The following is a 17,510-nucleotide window of genomic DNA, read 5'->3' as shown; positions in this document are numbered from 1 at the left end:
TAAACTAAAAGGATTTAGTGAAAATTGACCTAGAGTGGTTCAATCATTTCTAGTATAAAGCCTTTTTTATTGCATTACATTAAAATCTTAACTAAAAATAGGATGACTATATGAAAGTATTAGTAATGACTTTTTTAACGTTAAAGGGCTACCGATGGCCTCATTTAAAAGCTATGTATACCATTAGCAAATATAAGCTTAATGTTGGTGCTAATAAAAACGTTTATCTCCGATTTATGAATGAATAGCAAGCCATTTAAAAGATTAATAACTATTATAAATAGCATTTATAAAGAATGGTAAATTATTATAAAATCCCTAGCAGATCAAATCTATTCTTAGATATGCACTTTAAAAATATCAATTATCAAAACATCTTAATTAATTACAATAATTGTTTAAATGAGGGTGATGAACAAAAAGTGGAGATGTTAAAAGATATTTTGTTTTTAGAAGGTCAAACGCAATTCTTTTGTAAGAATTTACCTGAATTATCTACAATAATTGAAAGAAAGAAAAATAAACTTTATAAAACCCAGAGTTTATTAGAAAAAGGAATAGATTCTTTTCTAAATCAGAATTTCGTTTTCTGCAATGATGTAATAATAGTTAAGACTTCCTATAATTGGAACCTACTTCCCTATTACCTTACATACAAGAAAGAGATTTTCACAACTCAAGGTGAGCATTATTATTTAATATCACCATCAATTTTTGATGGAATTGTAGATGAGATATATCTTGAGGGATGGTCAAAAATTTTTATTGACTTATATCATCATAATGATGACTTTACTGGTTATGATTTGGTTGAGCAGCTTTTATCGAATAATAAAGATTTAAACGTAGATGAAGAAAAGAAGTTTATTGATAAAGTAGTCTATCTCCTTTCATCTTCAGTTGTTTATAATAATTCTTTAGATATTGTATCAGACTAATAATTTTCTGTTTTAATATATTGGATTTTTTGTTCGTTCTTAGTATTTAATTCTTAACTTATTTTTTATAAGATATATAATTTTCGTATTTGATTTTCTTTCAGGATCCTTACGGGGTCAATTTCGGGTCAACAATTTCATAATTAAATAAATATAAACAAGATATAAAGTCCCACTGGGGACCATACGAAGGGAAGGAGTAAATTTTCCCACCATTTTTTATCATTTCTGCTAGTTTCTGGCCATACATTTTACACTTTCCCCTGAATTAATTAGCAATATATCAGACAAATATAACTTTCATTTGGTATTTATAGGCATATCAGGCTAATTGGCTCTGAACGCTTCCCCTAATTAGTATTTTTAGATGTTTGTTAGGAAGAAACTCAATCCTTCTGGGAGCAACTCAGTTCATGTGTTTCCAAAGATTCAAGAAAGAAATATGTTACATTAAAATTTAGGTTCTGCCACTACATAGCATGAAATAGAAAAACTTGTTCATCTTGCCAAACAAGAGATTGATAAATTTACTGCACAACCCAAATTATTTCATAGCGAACATGACTCTACTTTTGAACAGGCTTTGGCAATATTAAGGATGTCAGTACAAGTACTCTTGGTCCCGAAAATATATTTGGGAAGATTAAATTTTATATTGTTTTTTGAGCTTCTGGAGAGAACCTTTTCGGTCATCTGGTAATCGCTCGTTTAGCTTTTCCGTTAAGCAAACTAAATACTACTGGGAAACCGAGTATTTCTTTCCCTTTTCCAAGCAAGGAGCTGAGAAACAGACAACCAATTATTAAAGTGAAAAAATTTGAGGTTTTATGGACCAATTCTAAAAAGTATTTTTTTGCTGAAAACCTTCGGGAAGCTCAAAAGATGTTTTCAAGAAATTATCCTGGTGCTTCAGCTGTTATACAGGAAGCATCCTAATAAAAGTATCTAATTAATTTCTTTTATATTTTTTCCCCTTAGTCTAAATGTCCTTTTTCTTTTAGGAAATTGTAAACTAAAAGCGAGAGTTGGGCATTAGCCCTAATCTTATTTTTACGGCAATAAATATTAAACTCCTCGTTGAGAGCATGTAGAATAGAAGCCCTGGTCTCACCTTCATCAAGATACTTTTCGGGTATCTGGGTTTCCTCAATGGTGGTGAGTGTTTTGCGACTTTGATAGCGCTTTTGTCGTTTTTCCTTAAGCTCGCCGCTTATCGCCTTGCGCTGAAGTTCTTGCTGCAGTGCCTGAATTTGTTTTTCCTGGTCAGCAACTTTACTTTCCTCTTTTTTCTGGTTTTTGACAAGGATATTAGTTTCATTTAGAAATTGTTCCTTGTCAGGGGGAGTTCCCGCAGGGTCAGGGGAACCAGAAATGAAGCTGCGCTTTTTCTTTTTCTGAACATTGGTATTTGTTGCCATGGCGTTATTCGTAAGATGATGTGATTGAATGCATTTCTTTTACAAGTTGTTGAAATTGCTTTTTATGGTCCTTATTGACAAAGGGTGATTCCATAACAGACTCCGGAGTGTGTTCGAATGTTCTTTGGTATCCGGCAATTTCAGAAAGATGCGTCTTAAGCATATTTTTAAAGCCCCTGTTTTTAAGTAAGGCAAAATCGTCCGCGGAACACTCAATATTCTCTGAATTGTTTTTATAAAGGTTCAGATAGGCCCACACATCCATATCAAAGCCCATTTTTTTCTTATCCTCAATGAGTTCATCAATTGTATGGTATAACTCCGCACTACTTTTAAGAACAGCTTCACTGGCCTTTAAAGGCATAAATATGACATCACATATTCTTAAAAGGTCAATAAGATAGTTTTTCTCACCATCGGGAGTATGCATAAAGCCAGGAATATCCACCAGTATATAATTATACTTTTCATTGTTTTCCTTGGCGATTTTTTCAATCTGCTTTAAGCTTGCAGCTTTGCAGTCATAGCGAAAGGGTAGTTCAGGAAAATTTCTGGCGTGGTCCTTACGAAGTTCAGTAATTGTCCATTGAGGGTCGCAATCAATTACAAGAACCTTTTTTTTGTAAGAGTGGTTTAGTGCTTTGGCAAAAAGCTCAGTCATAAAACTTTTTCCAGCACCACCTTTTTGATTAGCGAAAGAAATAATTACGGCCATTTTGGAATTAGTATTAGTTTGAAAATTAGTATCGGAGAACTCAACATATTTACCCCTTAGTCTAAGGTTAACATTTTAATGTTTTAATAAATTAATTCGTTAATAATATAAAACATTATTTTATTAAATTATTACATTATCAAAAATACAATAAATTAAAATATTACATAAACAATTTATTAACTAATTAAGAAAGTAATAAAGTAATATATTGTAAAAACAAATAATTGTGATGTAGTAAAATTAATTTAACAACATTACAACATAACAATAATACAACATCACAACTACACAACATCACTATTTATTAATACTACAATACCACTATTTATTAATTCTTTAATTTTTTGACTTTTATTTATGGTTCTGGTCCCTTTGCGCGAAGCGTGTACTGAATATTATGAAGATTACTCGTGAGAGATGTTTGACTAAGAGAAAAGGTTTAATGTTTTATTTAGCAAGAGGATAAACATACATATCAATACGTTAGTATTGATATATAATGTTTAATAATTACAAACAAAGTTTGTAATGGGGGCAAAGTTGCAAATTAAAAATAATTAACTATCTTTAAATGAAATTAATAAATAGTATAAAGATGGGGGCAAATGATGGATTTGTAAAGATACGTGTTTCCAAGGAAGCCCTGGAGCAATTCAATGAATTGGTTGATTTTAAAAAGGCGCAAGGACAAAAAACTACCTATCGGGAGAACTACGATGAGGCACTAAATTTCTTCACCAAAGTCAAAATGTTACCCGCAGAATATGGTCCAATTGGTGAACAAATGCAAAAACAAACCAGTAGGTACATCGCATTTTTTCGCAATGCAGAGAAAAATATCTATTCAAAAATCGATTCCTCGATGAACACATTGGGCAGTCAAAGGACATTTTCGGGGGGTGGTAATGCAGATGTTAACCGCGAATTGAATAATATTTCAGAGGTATTAAAGCAATTATATGGGTTAATCAGGCTTGGATTTAAATTGGATTTGCAATCAATACAGTTTATTTTAGGGGAGGAACAGGAGGATGTTTTTGACAAAGTGATGGAGGATTTTACCCACACATTAGGCGAAATAGAAAAATAAAGAAGGGATGTATATAAAAATTATAAACCCCAAAAACAGTAATACCAACTATCAAAATGTAGGTTCGGTATCACGATGCTCCAATTACCTTACCAGCGAAAAGCACTTTCCGGAGAAAGACTACCACTATTTCAACGATGATGGAGTCTTTACAAGGGAAGAAGTTACAATGGCCATTGACAACAATGTAAAAGGACTTAGAAGCTTCGAGGATTATATTGAGAAATTAGAAAATGGGGAAAACCCTTCTTTAAGAGAATATCAAAAGTTTACCTCTTTAAATATATCACCCAGCGCAGAGGAAATACAGCTTTTTAAAGATAATCCAGAAATGGAACTGGAATATGTAAGCCAGGTGATGGATGATTACGCTAAAAATTATAACATGAAAAGGCGCAGTGGTGAAGCCCTTGAATTTACTAAAGATAGCCTAGTATGGTTTGCAATACGGCACAATGAAAGGGTGTATAAATCCGATGATAAAGATGTAATTGAAGGTAGGGTAAAGGAAGGGGATATAAAGAAAGGTGAGAATATGCATTGGCATATTATTGTCAGTAACCGGGATAGGGAAATGAAATACACCCTTAATCCAATTGGTTGTAAGATTACCACCTTTAATCGAAACGAGTTTTGTTATAATGGGGTTAAGGATTTTTCCCAGATGTATGTTCAACCCCAAAGTCTAAAAATGTTCCTGGATAAGGTAAATTTTAGTCAGTTTTCAAAATATGACGAAGCGCTTAAACTGGATATGACAAATAATTATCTTGATGTACTCAATAAGTGCTTTGAATCAAGTCAAAGGATTGATATGAATATGGTTGAGAGTTTGGGGGGATTTGAAAAGGATAATATCAATACACTGTTTACCGGACTGCAAACTGTAAGTAAGTTTCAAAGGAACAATTTCAGCGTAAAGAACTTCAATAATTACCTTGAAAATCATCTGTTGGGGTTAAACTTTGGAGGAAAGATAAAGCACTCTATAGGTGGTTCTGAGTTTGATAGGGCCCTTGAATATATCCAAGAGAAGTACAATATTACTGAGAAAGTAAAATGTGAATATAAGAACTCCACTAAGTACGATGCTTTCCAGGGGTTGATAAACTTAAAGAAAAAATTGGATGATGGGCACACAATTAAAAATGTTGGTTCGTTTTTAACTGAGGAATCTAAGAAATACCTAAATGATCAATTTCTTTTAAATACGCCCACTGAGATTGTCAATATGAAATCGGATGATTATTATGATCAATTCAGGGGTTTTATAACTAAATACAATGAATTCTATGACCATAAAATAGATGAAGAAAAGGTTGCCGCCTTTGTAAGCTACAGCAAGGAAAACGATAAAGAGAAGCTGGCTTTATTAAATGACAACGAAAAGGAATATTTCAAAACAATTCAGCAGAGGTTGCATAAAGCAACAAGGTTCTTGATGGCAGATATCTACAGTGGTTTTAATCCTAAAGATTCCACCACACGATTAATTGATTATACAATAGGTTTTTCAAAATATGGATTTTCAGAGTTTAAAGAATTGGATGAATTGCAGAAAGCCGATAAGCTTAAGGAATTGACCCAATACATCAACTTGAATTATGAAAAGTGCTTATTGAATAATACGGTTGAAGGTTTATATAGAAACGAGCTTATTGGTGATCAAATCTACAATGCATTGATATGTTATAAGAACAGCCTGGATGAAGATGGAAAATTTGTTGTAGGGGAAAACCATCCATTGGAGTTTATTGATACCACCCAGGATGCAAACGAAAGAGTATGTTTTATTGCTGAAAACATAAAAGAGTACCATAATATAGATTTTTCAAAGTATTATGATTCAATAAAGCAGTACGCCCGTATTAATGCAGATGAGAGTGCCCTCAAAGACTTTATCAAAAATATACCTACCCAGGATTTTAAGATACTTAATGGCGAAAATAAGGATAGGGTCTTACACGATATGTTCATGTTTTTAAATGCCGGCAGGGAAGAAAAAATAGATTACAATCAGATTCGAAATATTCAACTGGAATATGGTATCTCAGATGAAAGGCTTTTTGCAATCCTTAAAAATTATCCAGAGGAACACCTTACAAAAGATAGGTTAGTAAATAGCCTCTTGCAATTTGGTGTAAACGGAAAGGAGAAATTATATTCCCATGATGATCCTGGCGCATTAAAAAATCTTATTAATTCTACTTTAACAGATTTACAATTTTGAATATGAGTAATTTATATCACGCTGTCGTTTTAAATGCCGGTCATAAATTCTATCAATCATTTGTTCTTCGGTCATCTGTTTATAAAGTTTAAAAGTGATAAATTCTTTAATATCACGAGCCGATAGTAAAGGTAAATCATCAAAGCAATGCAATTTTTCTTTTAAAATAAATGACGAGACCAAAAAGTTTAATGCAACCTGGTGTTGCCATGCAAGCCATTTTCGTGTCTGAAACTGGTCTAGCCCGAGTATCTGTTTTGATTCTTTTATGCAATGTTCTACAAAGTACCGTTGTGCTTGCATATAGGCTATAGCTTTCTTAGTGTATTGTTCAAGATTAGCATTGGTAAAAGAATATTTTATTTCGTCCTTGCCTTCTTTGGTTTTCGTTTTACGGATAACCAGTAACCTTTGCTCTACTTGCATTTTACTGTTATTGATTATCCAAAGCTTTATAAAATGATAGTCAGCTACAAGAACTCCTTTGGCTGTATTACGAACACTAATACGCTGCCAATTTTCGTCATTTAAAGTCTGTAAATATTTTGATACACTTAATTCGTCTGTAGTTGCTTTTAATTTCTTGGGTTCACGACCCTTATTGCTTTTTCGCTCGGGAATAGCCAAGTCAGGACGTTCCAAATATATTTTTTGGTCTTTATGGATATCCAGCATGTACAGATAACCAAGCAAATCTATGCTGCTGGCAAAATCCACATCGTTACCATAATAACCATCGCCTCCAATAAAATCGAAGATGATGCCATTGGTTACTTGCTGGCGAATAATTTCTAATGCCAGTTCGAGCTTAGTTTTAAATGTTCGGTGCTTTACAGGAACGCCTGCTTTTTCGCATCTTGTCTTGTCGTCACACCAAGCCTTGGGAAGGTATAGTCGGGCATCAACCATTGATGCAAAATCCCCATTACTTAAACAAGCAAATACCGCAACCTGACTATTTGATAGTTTCCCTACATTCCCACAATATTGATGTCCAACGCCTACGCTATGGTCGCCTTTTTTTACCCAACCACTTTCATCAATAATCAATCCTGTAAGTTTTCTTTTGGGTAAAACCTGGCTTACTTCCTGGGCTACTTGATTTATCAAAACTCGATGATCCCAGTTAGACTCAGTTATAAAGTGCTGCATTTGATGGTAGTTAGCTCCCAAATCTTCGCTTATTCTTTCAATATTGCGCATCTGACTTTGTATTATTCCTAATGAATATTGCTGTGCTTTGTCAAAGAACTTCTTTGTTGAATTACAAAATACATGCTGATAATCATTAAGGTGAACACTAACTCGCTCTATTACAGAGGTCAGTGTTTTTCCATATCGATTATTATTTTTACGTTGTATTAAACATTTTTCGGAACGATAAGCCTGTTTTTCTGTGCATTGAAGATACTGAATTTCCTTGAAATATCAATGTTTACAAGGGTTTTGTTTAATCTGTTAAAGTAGAATTAAAAGTAAATCGAACCATTTCGATGCTTTGTTTAATAGGGCAAATGCATATTACGAAACAGGCGAGTACGAAAAAGCTATAGTCGATTTTACCAAAGTTATTAGTCTTGATCGTAGCTTTACAGAAGCTTTCCAAGCTAGGGGAAGTGCTTATTTTAATCTGGCCAATTACGAGAGCGCCATCAACGATTACAACGAGGCATTAAAAATTGATAACAACAATCCCGGGCTGCTTTATGATTTAGGCAATGCCTATTTCATGCTTACCGATTTTGTTTCGGCCATTAAGTATTTTTCGCTTGCAATTGAACAGGAAAAGAGCAATGCGAATTATTATTTCAACAGGGCTTTGTCCCATTTCTACATCGATCTTTACCAGGAAGGTTGCCAGGATTTGCAAAAGGCCAGCCAGCTAGGAGATAACGAAGCGAAAGCTTATTTCGATGAATTTTGCCGCGATCAGTACTAAAAACAAATTGGTGAAATCTCGCTAGAGAAAGCTGTTTATTACCAATATAATCAAGGCAATCATAAGATAGGAATTGATCAGGATAAAGGCACTGCGCAAGGCATGCTGTTCATCTTTGGCATACACAAGTTTGAAAAACCGGAATATAAAATAAATGTTGAGCAGAATAAGTAAGATAGCCAGGAAATAGGGGAGTTGAATTCCAAATAAAGGAAAGAAAAACAAAAACATGCTTGTAACACCCGCCCAGAAAAATACAATATGTCTGATCTGTCTGTTAGTGAAAAAAACGGAAATACTTGAAAATCCGGCCTTTTCATATTCTTTACCGAATTTAATGAGCAACAGCCAAAAATGGGGCAATTGCCAGAAAAACATAAACAAAGCAATAAAAAGCAAGCCAGGGTTTGAAAGAGCTGCGCCAGCCGATACCCAGCCTATCATTGGAGGAATAGCTCCTACCAATGCTCCCGGAAAAATAGAAAAGAGGGTTTTTACTTTTAGGGGTGTATAGATAAAATTGTAAATTACCACATTCAAAAGGCCAAGCATGCTGGCAAGTGGCGAGTTAAATCCTAAAAGAGTTGCCCCTAAAACCATCAGAACAAGGGCAATAAAAAGCGCTTTGTTTGCCGATAATTCACCCGAAGGAATTGGACGTGTTCGGGTACGTTCCATTCGGGCATCGTAATTGCGCTCCTGGTATTGGTTGAGTGCCGAGGCTCCTGCCGAAAGAAAATAAACTCCCCAGAATAGACAGAACAATTCCCCAATCGATCGGCCCGGTGCTACCAGGTAACCCACCATGGCAGAAAAACTTACGAGTAGCGACAAACGATGCTTTGCAAGTTTTTTATAGATACTAAAAATGGAATTTATTTTCGTATTCAAGGTTTTAATCCTGTTTTCTTCTTCTTAGTAAGTGCAGGCAATGCAATGTAAATAAAGACCTAATTTTGCTTAATCGTTTCGAGGTATTCTACAATTTGTTGCACTTGTTCTTCCGAAATAGTTTGATCATAAGCCTGCATCAGTCCTTTGGCATAACCATCGACAACTTCGGTATTAGGTTCATAAATCGATCGTTTTATATAAGCCGCATCAATCAGCAGATTTCTTGTTTTACCTTGTGCATCGGTTACTGTTCTTATGGTTCCAAATGTGCCATTAAAGGCTGGCCCAACCAGCTTGGCTCCTTCGATAGAATGGCAGGCGAGACAGGCATTGGCTTTTAAAACAGCGAGCCCCGGATGATCGGGTTTATCGCCAGTGGCTTCGAGATTGGCCAGCCAGGTATCGAATTCTTCTTTCGATACTACTTCGGTGGTCGATATCATGGCAGAGTGTAGCAACCCGCAATATTCGGTGCAGAAAACGTCATAGGTTCCCATGTAGGTGGGGGTAAACCAAAGAAAATTGTTGTACCCGGGCACCACATCTTCTTTTACCCGAAAAGCAGGAATAAACAAGCTATGGTTAACATCTTTCGATACCAAATCGAGCCTGATAGGCTGGTTAACGGGTATCACCAGTTTTTTCGAGATTTTTCCATCGCCGTAATCGAATTCCCATTCCCACATGCGGCCGATGGCAGTTATTTTCAATGCATCTTTGGGTACCCTGCGCATCTCCCTAAATCCCATCCAGCCATACCAGAACATGATGAGCACCAGAATAGATGGAACAACAGTCCAGATAATCTCAAGCTTCACGCTGCCTGTAAATTGAGCAGCTTCTTTACCTTTCGACCGGCGATATTTAATCACTGTCCAAATCATAAAGGCGGTAATGCCAACAATAAATACAAAGGCAGTAGCAAAAATAAATACAAAGGCCTTATCGACTCCTTCTGCTAAGTTTGATGCTCCGTTAAACATAAGTTTGTATCGGTTTTAATTTTTCAGATTGAAATATTTTATTTACCAAAGTTTGGTGTCAAAATAAGGCTTTATCGCAGCAAATAATCAATAAAGGTAATTATAACAACCAATGCAAAGAGGATAAAAACCCCTCCAACCATCCATTTAGTAAATTTGCTTTCGAATTTGAGGTGCATAAACCAGGTTAAAACAGTTGTGGCCTTCACACTGGCCACCAATAAAGCTACTCCTACCGAAAAGACACCAAAATGAAATTTGGAAATATACACGGTAATGAATGTTAAAACCAACAATGCTATTAAAACTAGTGCATGTGAAGTATAGCTCGAAATATGATGTTTTTCGTTGTTTTCCATAGTTATCTTAGGTTATCAGGTACAATAAAGGGAACAGGAAAATCCAGATTAAATCCACAAGGTGCCAGTACAAAGCACTGTTCTCGAGCAGCACATAATGTCCCGCATGTTGCACACCGGCTTTAATTCTGAATACTGTAACAATTAGCAAAATGGCACCAATAAACACGTGCAAGGCATGTAAACCTGTCATCATATAATAAAGCCCATAAAAGGTTATTTCTGTACGGTCGAGATTTAGGTAAACTTCTGAGCCTGGCCACAGGTGATGTTCGAATTTATGCGACCATTCGAAGTACTTATTTACCATAAACACACCTGCCAGCAAAACAGTAATTAGAATAAGTCCAATGGACAAATTCTTATTTCCTTTTTGCAATGCAGTAATCGACATGGCTACAGTCATACTGCTTACAAGAAGCACTACCGTGTTGAGGGTTCCAATAAAAATATCCAGTTCTTGCGCTGCACGATGAAAACCTTCGGCATGCTGAATACGCAAAACAGCATAGGCCAGAAATAAGCCACCAAATAGAAACAACTCTGTAAAAAGGAATAACCACATTCCCATTTTACCGGTTTCGCTGTCGATTTGGTGAGGGTGTCCAGAATGATTTGTCATACCCAACGGGGATTAATTAGTATCGTTTTTTTTGAACAGATAAGGCGGGTGTTTGATCACCGGAATTTCGTCGAAGTTTTCGTGGGTGGGTGGCGATTCGATCTGCCATTCCAATGTTACTCCGTTCCATGGATTGGAAGGGGCTACAGCTCCGCGGCGACGATGATAAATCAGGTTTCCTATCATAAGTATCAGACCAGTAAACAGAATATAGGCGCCAATGCTCGAAATCATTTGTCCGGTGTGAAATTCGGGCAGATAATCGAAATACCTGCGCGGCATACCTTGAATGCCAATGATAAACAAGGGGAAATAAAGTAGGTTGAATCCAACGAATAAAATTCCCCAGGCAATATAGGCCAGTTTATCGCTATACATGCGTCCATATATTTTAGGGTACCAATAGTGCATGGCAGCAAAAAAGGCAAATCCCATTCCGCCAAAAATAATATAATGAAAGTGAGCTACCACAAAATCTGTATCGTGCAGGTGCACGTTGGTAGCCAACGCTCCGAGTGTAAGTCCTGTAAAACCTCCGATAAGGAAAAGGAAAATAAATGAGATAGCATACAAGAGAGGAGGTTTTAAATCGATTGATCCGCCATACATAGTCGAAATCCAATTGAATACTTTTATGGCACTGGGCACGGCCACAATAAAGGTTAAGAAAGAAAAGAACCATCGCGACCAGTAGCTGATTCCAGTGGTAAACATATGATGTCCCCAAACGAAATATCCCACAAAGGCAATGGCCAGACTTGAAATGGCAATGGCTCCATATCCAAAAACAGGCTTTTGGCTGAAAGTTGGAAATATCTCAGTGACAACTCCCATGGCAGGTAAAATCATTACATATACCGCCGGGTGCGAATAAATCCAGAACAAATGCTGAAACAACAAAGGGTCGCCACCCAATGCCGGGTCGAAAAAACCAATGTGCAATACCCTTTCGGCAATGACCATTAACAAAGTAATGCCTACAATGGGTGTTGCCAAAAGTTGAATCCAGGCCGTAGCATAGAGCGACCATGGAAAAAGAGGCATCTTGAACCAGCTCATGCCGGGTGCCCTGAGCCGGTGAATGGTGACAATAAAGTTAAGTCCGGTTAATATCGACGAAAACCCAAGCACAAATGCCGCGGTGAGCGCAAATATCACATTGGTGTTCGAATCGGCACTGTAGGGAACATAAAAGGTCCAGCCGGTATCGGGAGGTCCATCTCCTGCAAATTGCGATAACACACCTAAAATGGCACCTGTAATGTAGACATACCATGAAAATAGATTTAGTTTCGGAAAAGCCACGTCTTTGGCCCCAATCATTATGGGCAGGAAAAAATTACCAAACACGGCCGCTATTCCCGGTATTACCACAATAAATATCATAATCACCCCGTGCAGGGTAAAAATTCCATTGTAGGTTTGAGCATCCATAATGTCCGCACCCGGGTTCATTTTTTCGATGCGCATGAGTAATCCTAATACAGCAGCTGCCAGAAAAAATACCACAATGGCATAAAGGTACATCAGGCCAATTTTTTTATGGTCGGTGGAGGTAAGCCACGACATAATACCCTTAAAACGTCCCTGATGTTCGAGGTAGCTTACATGTGTATATTTGTTTTCATTCCCCATGTTTATTCAGTTTTTATAGTTTTTCTTCTTCCTTTAATTAACAAAGTAGTAATCAGAATGAGGGCTATGGCGATAGAAAGTATGCCCACAATTCTGGTTACCTGCAAGGTATAGGTACGGCCTTGTGGGTCGTAAGCAAAGCAAACTTCTAAAAATTTATTGATAGAAGCCTGTGGTAAGCCTTTCTGAGCCTCAATTGTGGCCATTTTAACATCGAAAGGCAGGTAGTTCAATCCATAAAGGTACCTTGTAATTTTCCCCTGGGGGCTCACCATAATTATAGCCGAAGGATGCGAAAAGTCTAACCCTTGTGGTTTAAATTTATATCCAACAGCCTTGGTGATGGCTTGTATATTCTCATCGGAACCGGTAAGATAGTGCCAATGAAGCTGGTTTTCGGCACCTATTTTCTGTACAAAGTTTTTCTTTTTAATCTGTGCTTTTTCCGGATTGTCTTTGGTGTTGAAGCTGATGGTAATAATTTCATAATCTTTTCCCAGCACCAGGTCGAGGTGAGTAACCAGTTCGGATACACCGTTTAACAAAGGGCTGCATAATCCGGGACAGTCGAAATAAACAAACGAAAGTATGGTAGGTTTATCGATCAGTTGCCTTAAACTTACGGTGTCATTTTGCTCATTGACAAAGGTTAAATCCAAGGGCAAAGTATCTCCCAATTTTTCGTCAATACCTATTGTTTCATCCTGGTTAGGCATTGTCTGCGTAAAGCAATGCGTGGTAAAAGTGAATAAAAATAGAAGTAACAAGAGCTTTTGTCGATTCATACCAGTAAGAAGTGTTTTCATGTTTTTTTGTTCAAATTACTTACCCAAAAAGAATATCTTTTTAAGTTGAAGCAGGATGTAAAAAATGGTTCCCCAGGCAGCGAGCACTCCAATGGCATAGGTGAACAGGAGCCAAAGCGGGGCCATGGCCATGGTATTCCACATGGCTCTTTCGGCCCTGAGGCTTGGTGCTGTGGTTGGTTTTCCGGTTTGAATAGCAATCTTGCTTTCTATTTGACCAAAGGCTTCCTGGTCGCTCAAGCGGGCTATCAGATTCAAATTACCCTGTGTATCAGCAGGCATTTTTTCAGGCACTTTAAAATATGCCAGTCCCATTTCGTTGGTTATTTTTTCTTCTTCGAGCGGAAGGTTGCCAAACATCCGAACTGCAATCATTTGAATAGCCGCGCCTCCAATGGATTCGCGAATGCTATCTTTAATTCCAACCAGACGGGCTTCAATAAGGCCTTTTTCTGCCAGGTGGGAAAGCGTCAGTTCGATATCGCCCTCGTAAGCACCCCTTTGAATTTCTTTTGCAACCTGTTGCACATAGCTTTTATTATAGGTGCGCAGGTACGAAATCACATTCCAGATCTGGTCTGGAGTGAGTGTGTTTTTGAATGATGGCATAGCGCCTCTGCCTTCGCGTATTTTGTAGTACATCGCTCCATCGGTGTTAGCCTGAAATTTCTTTGCAGCAGGATCGCCGGGAGGGGGGACGAGAGCTACTGCATTTGCCTTACCCGGTATACCATGGCAGGATGCACAATTGATGGTATAAATTTCTGAACCTGCTTTTTGCGATTCGGCACTAAACTCAAAAGGACTTAGTTTGGTAGCCTGATCGGCAGGAACTTCCCAGATTTCCTGTGCATTTAGTTGGCAGAAAGCCAATGCTGCGAATGAAAAGATTATAGTATACTTTATTTGCATTTTTGTAAGGTTTTATTCGTCACTTTTCTTGTGTTTCTCCTCTGCCAGCTCCCAAATTGAAACTACCGGAAAAACTTTGGCCAACACAGTAATTATCATCACCACCAACACGATGGCACCAACCGTTACGGCCGTTTCTATCAGGGTTGGTTTGTAAACCATCCATTCCTGCGGAACATATTGCTTTGGAAGGTAAGGATGGGCCATGGTGGGCACTACAATCAGAAAACGTTTAAACCAGGCAGCTAGTAACACAATCACAGCAATAATTGTAATCGGGAATGGTTTACGAAATTTTTTGAACAGCAACAAGATAATGGGGATAATTAAGCCACCCAGCTGAACCATCCAAAATAGAAAAGCATAATGGCCTGAAAACAGTTCATGAAGGTGTATGCTATCTGCAGCTTTCATTTTGTAGGCAGGCACGAGAAATTCGTTGATATTAAAATAGAGATATACAATTGAGGTTAGCACCAGAAGTTTACCCATTTTATCAAAATGAATCTCTTCGATGTATTGATGAAGCTTGTAATTGTTACGGAAGAAAAACATGGCAATAACCAGGGCTGCAGATCCTGCAACAAAGGCACCTGTAAGGAAGTAGGGTCCAAAGATGGTGCTGTCCCAGCCACTTCGGGGTGTTACTGCAAATAGCCAGGAAGTGACGGTGTGAATGGCAAATGCAGTCGGAATTACCAGAATCATTAATATTCGCAAGGATTTAAAAAGAATCTTGTATTGTTCCGGATGATGCGTCCAGTTAAAGGACAATATCTCGTACAATTTTACCATCCATTTGGGTTGGTTGCCCAAACGACCTTTGCTGATAGCCAGATCGGGAATCATGGGCAGAAGGTACAGAAGAAAGCTGATTACCAGATAAGTTGTTACCACAGTAACATCCCACAGAATGGGCGACTGAACCCTTGCATGAATAAAGACATAGGCCAATCTTTCGGGGCGTCCCATATCGCTTACAATAACCAGTCCGGCTACGGCAGCAAAGGCTACAGCAATAATCTCAGCAATGCGGGCAATAGGTTTTTGCCATTCATAACCCATAAGTCCAAGCACTGCGGTAATCAACATTCCTACCAAGCTGGTAGCTACAAAAAATACAAAGTTCGAGATGTACATGCCCCAGCTGACATAATCGCGCAGGCCGGTAACAATTAAACCTTTGTCGATCTGAATGATGTAGGCATAAATACAGGCAATGAGTATAATGCTTAAAAAACCCATCCAGGCATGAAATTTCGAGTTTAGTCCCACAGGTTTGAGTACATCATTGGCAATCTGGTCGATACGTGGGTTCCTGGGATCGAAAGCAGGATTATGTTTCGTCATAGGTGTTTATCTTTAAGCGTGAGGATCTGGTATAATTGCATTTACGTCTTCTTCGGGCACGTCAAACAACCTGTTTTTTGGAGGCAGGTAATATATTCTGGGTTTGGTGCCCAGTTCTTCCATCAGGCGATATCCGGCATTGTCTTTCAGTAGGCTGCTAAGTACAAAAGTTTCTTTGGTGGTACCATTGGTTACAGCATCTTCGTTCTCGTCGCCAAAGTAAAATACTCCATTGGGGCAGGCCGATACGCAATAGGGTAATTTATTTTCGCGCAACCTGTCGGCACTAAAGAGACATTTGGATATGGTTCCCTTTTTCTGAGGGGTATTAAGCTCTACATCATAAGTAATTTCTTTTTTCAGAAGTTGCGCCAGGTCGGTGTTACCCGCTCCTTTCTTTACCAATTCTTCGTATTCGAGCGATTTTTTGTTGACCTCTTCGGTAAACAGGGGTTCTTCCCAATGGAACATCCGGGCCGAGTAGGGGCAGGCAGCCATGCAGAAACGACAACCAATGCAACGTTGGTTATCTATTAACACAATTCCATCCTGGCGTTTAAAGGTGGCGTCTACCGGGCACACCGATACGCATGGCGGATTGTCGCAATGTTGGCAGGGTTTGGGCATAAAATAGGGCGCCGTAGTTGGCGAGTCCTGCATTTTGAGTGTATTGATATGGTATTCATGTGGCCGCAGGTGATGAGCCTCCTGGCACGATTCAATACATTTCCGGGCATTACGGCATTTTGCAAGGTCTATCACCATTACAAAGCGTCGGCCTTCTAAACCAACTCTTCCGCGCGATTGCAATGAAGCTTTGTCGATGGTTACTTCTTCGATCTGTGCTTTGGGAACTTTTACCAGCTTATTGTCGGCTGTAAGCACGGTAATGTATTCGTCTTTGCCTTTTTTCTTTTCAAAGACATAGCCTGTGTAAATTGCCGCCGTGCCAGCTGCTGCAGCTGCACCCACTAGTCCAAAACGTTTCAGAAATTCCCTTCTCGAATCGATCGGTTCGTTCGATTGGGCCGGATTAGTTTCTTCCGGAATATGTTTTTCTTGCATTGCTGATTATTTGGCGTAATTGTAAAATTTCTATTCGATGTTTTGAATAGCCACAACATCGTAACCTGCTTCTGTAATTAAATGCCTGAAAGCAGAAGTATCGGTTTTTTCAGGCTCGAATGCAACCTTGGCTATTCCTTTTGAATGCGACGATTCTACTGAAGAAACTCCCGGAATACTTTTAAGGCTGGCATTAATGGTGTTTTCACATCCTGTACAGGTCATTCCCTCGATGCTTATTTCAACTTGTGCAGTTTTAGCCTCCACTTCGGAAGTTTTTGCTTCAGGGCTGGGGTTTTTGCAAGCAAATGCTGCAAGAATGCTTATATAAAAGATTTTTTTCATAAAAAATAGTGTTTATTAAATGTATAAAACTTTGTAATCTTTTTCCAGAATAAGAATTAGCCTTCTTGTATTTATAAATTGCTTATCCAGGCTAACATTTTTTTTGCTAAAAATAGCACATAACTATGTATCTACGCAGTCTTAAAATGTTAAACTTATTAGATTGTGCTTTTTTCCTTCGATAAAAAATAAGCATTGCGAATGAT

Annotated in this window: 17 protein-coding genes; 4 read left to right on the top strand and 13 right to left on the bottom strand. The window is 37.9% G+C overall.

Annotated features, from left to right (window positions below):
• Positions 1-344: 344 nt before the first annotated feature.
• Positions 345-938, top strand: coding sequence for a hypothetical protein (locus IPM71_01330; protein ID QQS51392.1), 594 nt, complete (start codon positions 345-347; stop codon positions 936-938).
• A 974-nt stretch (positions 939-1,912) separates the two neighbouring features.
• Here the strand turns inward: IPM71_01330 and IPM71_01325 are convergent.
• Both IPM71_01325 and IPM71_01320 read right to left on the bottom strand, forming a co-directional pair.
• Positions 1,913-2,356: a hypothetical protein gene (locus tag IPM71_01325; protein ID QQS51391.1), complete on the bottom strand. Its 444-nt coding sequence runs from the start codon at positions 2,354-2,356 to the stop codon at positions 1,913-1,915.
• 4 nt (positions 2,357-2,360) lie between these two features.
• The gene (locus IPM71_01320; protein ID QQS51390.1) at positions 2,361-3,071 is read right to left on the bottom strand and encodes a ParA family protein; all 711 of its coding nucleotides are present in this window, start codon (positions 3,069-3,071) and stop codon (positions 2,361-2,363) included.
• Positions 3,072-3,645: 574 nt separating this feature from the next.
• On the opposite strand from IPM71_01320, the gene IPM71_01315 reads away from it, so the two are divergent.
• Positions 3,646-4,164 (top strand): hypothetical protein, encoded by a 519-nt coding sequence (locus IPM71_01315; GenBank protein ID QQS51389.1) that lies wholly within the window; start codon positions 3,646-3,648, stop codon positions 4,162-4,164.
• A 7-nt stretch (positions 4,165-4,171) separates the two neighbouring features.
• The gene (locus IPM71_01310) at positions 4,172-6,394 is read left to right on the top strand and encodes a hypothetical protein (GenBank protein ID QQS51388.1); all 2,223 of its coding nucleotides are present in this window, start codon (positions 4,172-4,174) and stop codon (positions 6,392-6,394) included.
• Here IPM71_01310 and IPM71_01305 read toward each other — a convergent pair.
• A complete protein-coding gene (locus IPM71_01305) occupies positions 6,383-7,597 on the bottom strand; it encodes an IS701 family transposase (GenBank protein QQS52759.1) in 1,215 nt (404 codons plus the stop codon). The genes IPM71_01310 and IPM71_01305 overlap by 12 nt on opposite strands.
• A gap of 295 nt (positions 7,598-7,892) precedes the next feature.
• Here IPM71_01305 and IPM71_01300 point away from each other — a divergent pair, with 295 nt between their 5' ends.
• Positions 7,893-8,333: a tetratricopeptide repeat protein gene (locus IPM71_01300; GenBank protein ID QQS51387.1), complete on the top strand. Its 441-nt coding sequence runs from the start codon at positions 7,893-7,895 to the stop codon at positions 8,331-8,333.
• 21 nt (positions 8,334-8,354) lie between these two features.
• On the opposite strand, the gene cyoE is transcribed toward IPM71_01300, so the two are convergent.
• From cyoE to IPM71_01250, 10 genes are all read right to left on the bottom strand, one after another.
• Positions 8,355-9,224, bottom strand: a complete 870-nt coding sequence (gene cyoE / locus IPM71_01295) for a protoheme IX farnesyltransferase (protein ID QQS51386.1) — start codon at positions 9,222-9,224, stop codon at positions 8,355-8,357.
• A gap of 59 nt (positions 9,225-9,283) precedes the next feature.
• Positions 9,284-10,210: a cytochrome c oxidase subunit II gene (coxB, locus tag IPM71_01290; protein ID QQS51385.1), complete on the bottom strand. Its 927-nt coding sequence runs from the start codon at positions 10,208-10,210 to the stop codon at positions 9,284-9,286.
• A gap of 71 nt (positions 10,211-10,281) precedes the next feature.
• Entirely contained in the window at positions 10,282-10,569 is a 288-nt protein-coding gene (locus IPM71_01285; GenBank protein ID QQS51384.1) for a cytochrome C oxidase subunit IV family protein, read from the bottom strand.
• 7 nt (positions 10,570-10,576) lie between these two features.
• The gene (locus IPM71_01280) at positions 10,577-11,191 is read right to left on the bottom strand and encodes a cytochrome c oxidase subunit 3 (protein ID QQS51383.1); all 615 of its coding nucleotides are present in this window, start codon (positions 11,189-11,191) and stop codon (positions 10,577-10,579) included.
• 12 nt (positions 11,192-11,203) lie between these two features.
• Positions 11,204-12,826 carry a cbb3-type cytochrome c oxidase subunit I gene (locus tag IPM71_01275; GenBank protein QQS51382.1) on the bottom strand — a complete coding sequence of 541 codons (1,623 nt, stop codon included), beginning with the start codon at positions 12,824-12,826 and terminating at the stop codon, positions 11,204-11,206.
• Positions 12,827-12,828: 2 nt separating this feature from the next.
• Positions 12,829-13,632, bottom strand: a complete 804-nt coding sequence (locus IPM71_01270) for an SCO family protein (protein ID QQS51381.1) — start codon at positions 13,630-13,632, stop codon at positions 12,829-12,831.
• A 15-nt stretch (positions 13,633-13,647) separates the two neighbouring features.
• Positions 13,648-14,544 carry a cytochrome c gene (locus IPM71_01265; protein ID QQS51380.1) on the bottom strand — a complete coding sequence of 299 codons (897 nt, stop codon included), beginning with the start codon at positions 14,542-14,544 and terminating at the stop codon, positions 13,648-13,650.
• Between the two features lie 12 nt (positions 14,545-14,556).
• Positions 14,557-15,894 carry a polysulfide reductase NrfD gene (gene nrfD, locus IPM71_01260; GenBank protein QQS51379.1) on the bottom strand — a complete coding sequence of 446 codons (1,338 nt, stop codon included), beginning with the start codon at positions 15,892-15,894 and terminating at the stop codon, positions 14,557-14,559.
• Positions 15,895-15,906: 12 nt separating this feature from the next.
• On the bottom strand, positions 15,907-16,959 hold the full coding sequence (locus tag IPM71_01255; protein QQS51378.1) for a 4Fe-4S dicluster domain-containing protein: 1,053 nt from the start codon (positions 16,957-16,959) through the stop codon (positions 15,907-15,909).
• A gap of 30 nt (positions 16,960-16,989) precedes the next feature.
• Positions 16,990-17,304 (bottom strand): heavy-metal-associated domain-containing protein, encoded by a 315-nt coding sequence (locus IPM71_01250; protein QQS51377.1) that lies wholly within the window; start codon positions 17,302-17,304, stop codon positions 16,990-16,992.
• Between the last annotated feature and the right edge of the window lie 206 nt (positions 17,305-17,510).

It is taken from the genome of Bacteroidota bacterium (genome assembly GCA_016699695.1).
In the GTDB taxonomy this organism is placed as follows: Bacteria; Bacteroidota; Bacteroidia; order Bacteroidales; family UBA10428; genus UBA10428.
This window is presented reverse-complemented; position numbering and strand designations above follow the sequence as displayed.

What these genes read in the sequence shown, in the direction of transcription:
- IPM71_01320 (QQS51390.1), bottom strand. Translation starts at nt 3,071, where the DNA reads ATGGCCGTAATTATTTCTTTCGCTAATCAAAAAGGTGGTGCTGGAAAA.
- nrfD (QQS51379.1), bottom strand. Translation starts at nt 15,894, where the DNA reads ATGACGAAACATAATCCTGCTTTCGATCCCAGGAACCCACGTATCGAC.
- IPM71_01255 (QQS51378.1), bottom strand. Translation starts at nt 16,959, where the DNA reads ATGCAAGAAAAACATATTCCGGAAGAAACTAATCCGGCCCAATCGAAC.
- IPM71_01285 (QQS51384.1), bottom strand. Translation starts at nt 10,569, where the DNA reads ATGGAAAACAACGAAAAACATCATATTTCGAGCTATACTTCACATGCA.
- IPM71_01250 (QQS51377.1), bottom strand. Translation starts at nt 17,304, where the DNA reads ATGAAAAAAATCTTTTATATAAGCATTCTTGCAGCATTTGCTTGCAAA.
- IPM71_01305 (QQS52759.1), bottom strand. Translation starts at nt 7,597, where the DNA reads ATGCGCAATATTGAAAGAATAAGCGAAGATTTGGGAGCTAACTACCAT.
- IPM71_01280 (QQS51383.1), bottom strand. Translation starts at nt 11,191, where the DNA reads ATGACAAATCATTCTGGACACCCTCACCAAATCGACAGCGAAACCGGT.
- IPM71_01330 (QQS51392.1), top strand. Translation starts at nt 345, where the DNA reads ATGCACTTTAAAAATATCAATTATCAAAACATCTTAATTAATTACAAT.
- IPM71_01310 (QQS51388.1), top strand. Translation starts at nt 4,172, where the DNA reads ATGTATATAAAAATTATAAACCCCAAAAACAGTAATACCAACTATCAA.
- IPM71_01270 (QQS51381.1), bottom strand. Translation starts at nt 13,632, where the DNA reads ATGAAAACACTTCTTACTGGTATGAATCGACAAAAGCTCTTGTTACTT.
- IPM71_01275 (QQS51382.1), bottom strand. Translation starts at nt 12,826, where the DNA reads ATGGGGAATGAAAACAAATATACACATGTAAGCTACCTCGAACATCAG.
- IPM71_01265 (QQS51380.1), bottom strand. Translation starts at nt 14,544, where the DNA reads ATGCAAATAAAGTATACTATAATCTTTTCATTCGCAGCATTGGCTTTC.
- IPM71_01315 (QQS51389.1), top strand. Translation starts at nt 3,646, where the DNA reads ATGAAATTAATAAATAGTATAAAGATGGGGGCAAATGATGGATTTGTA.
- coxB (QQS51385.1), bottom strand. Translation starts at nt 10,210, where the DNA reads ATGTTTAACGGAGCATCAAACTTAGCAGAAGGAGTCGATAAGGCCTTT.
- IPM71_01325 (QQS51391.1), bottom strand. Translation starts at nt 2,356, where the DNA reads ATGGCAACAAATACCAATGTTCAGAAAAAGAAAAAGCGCAGCTTCATT.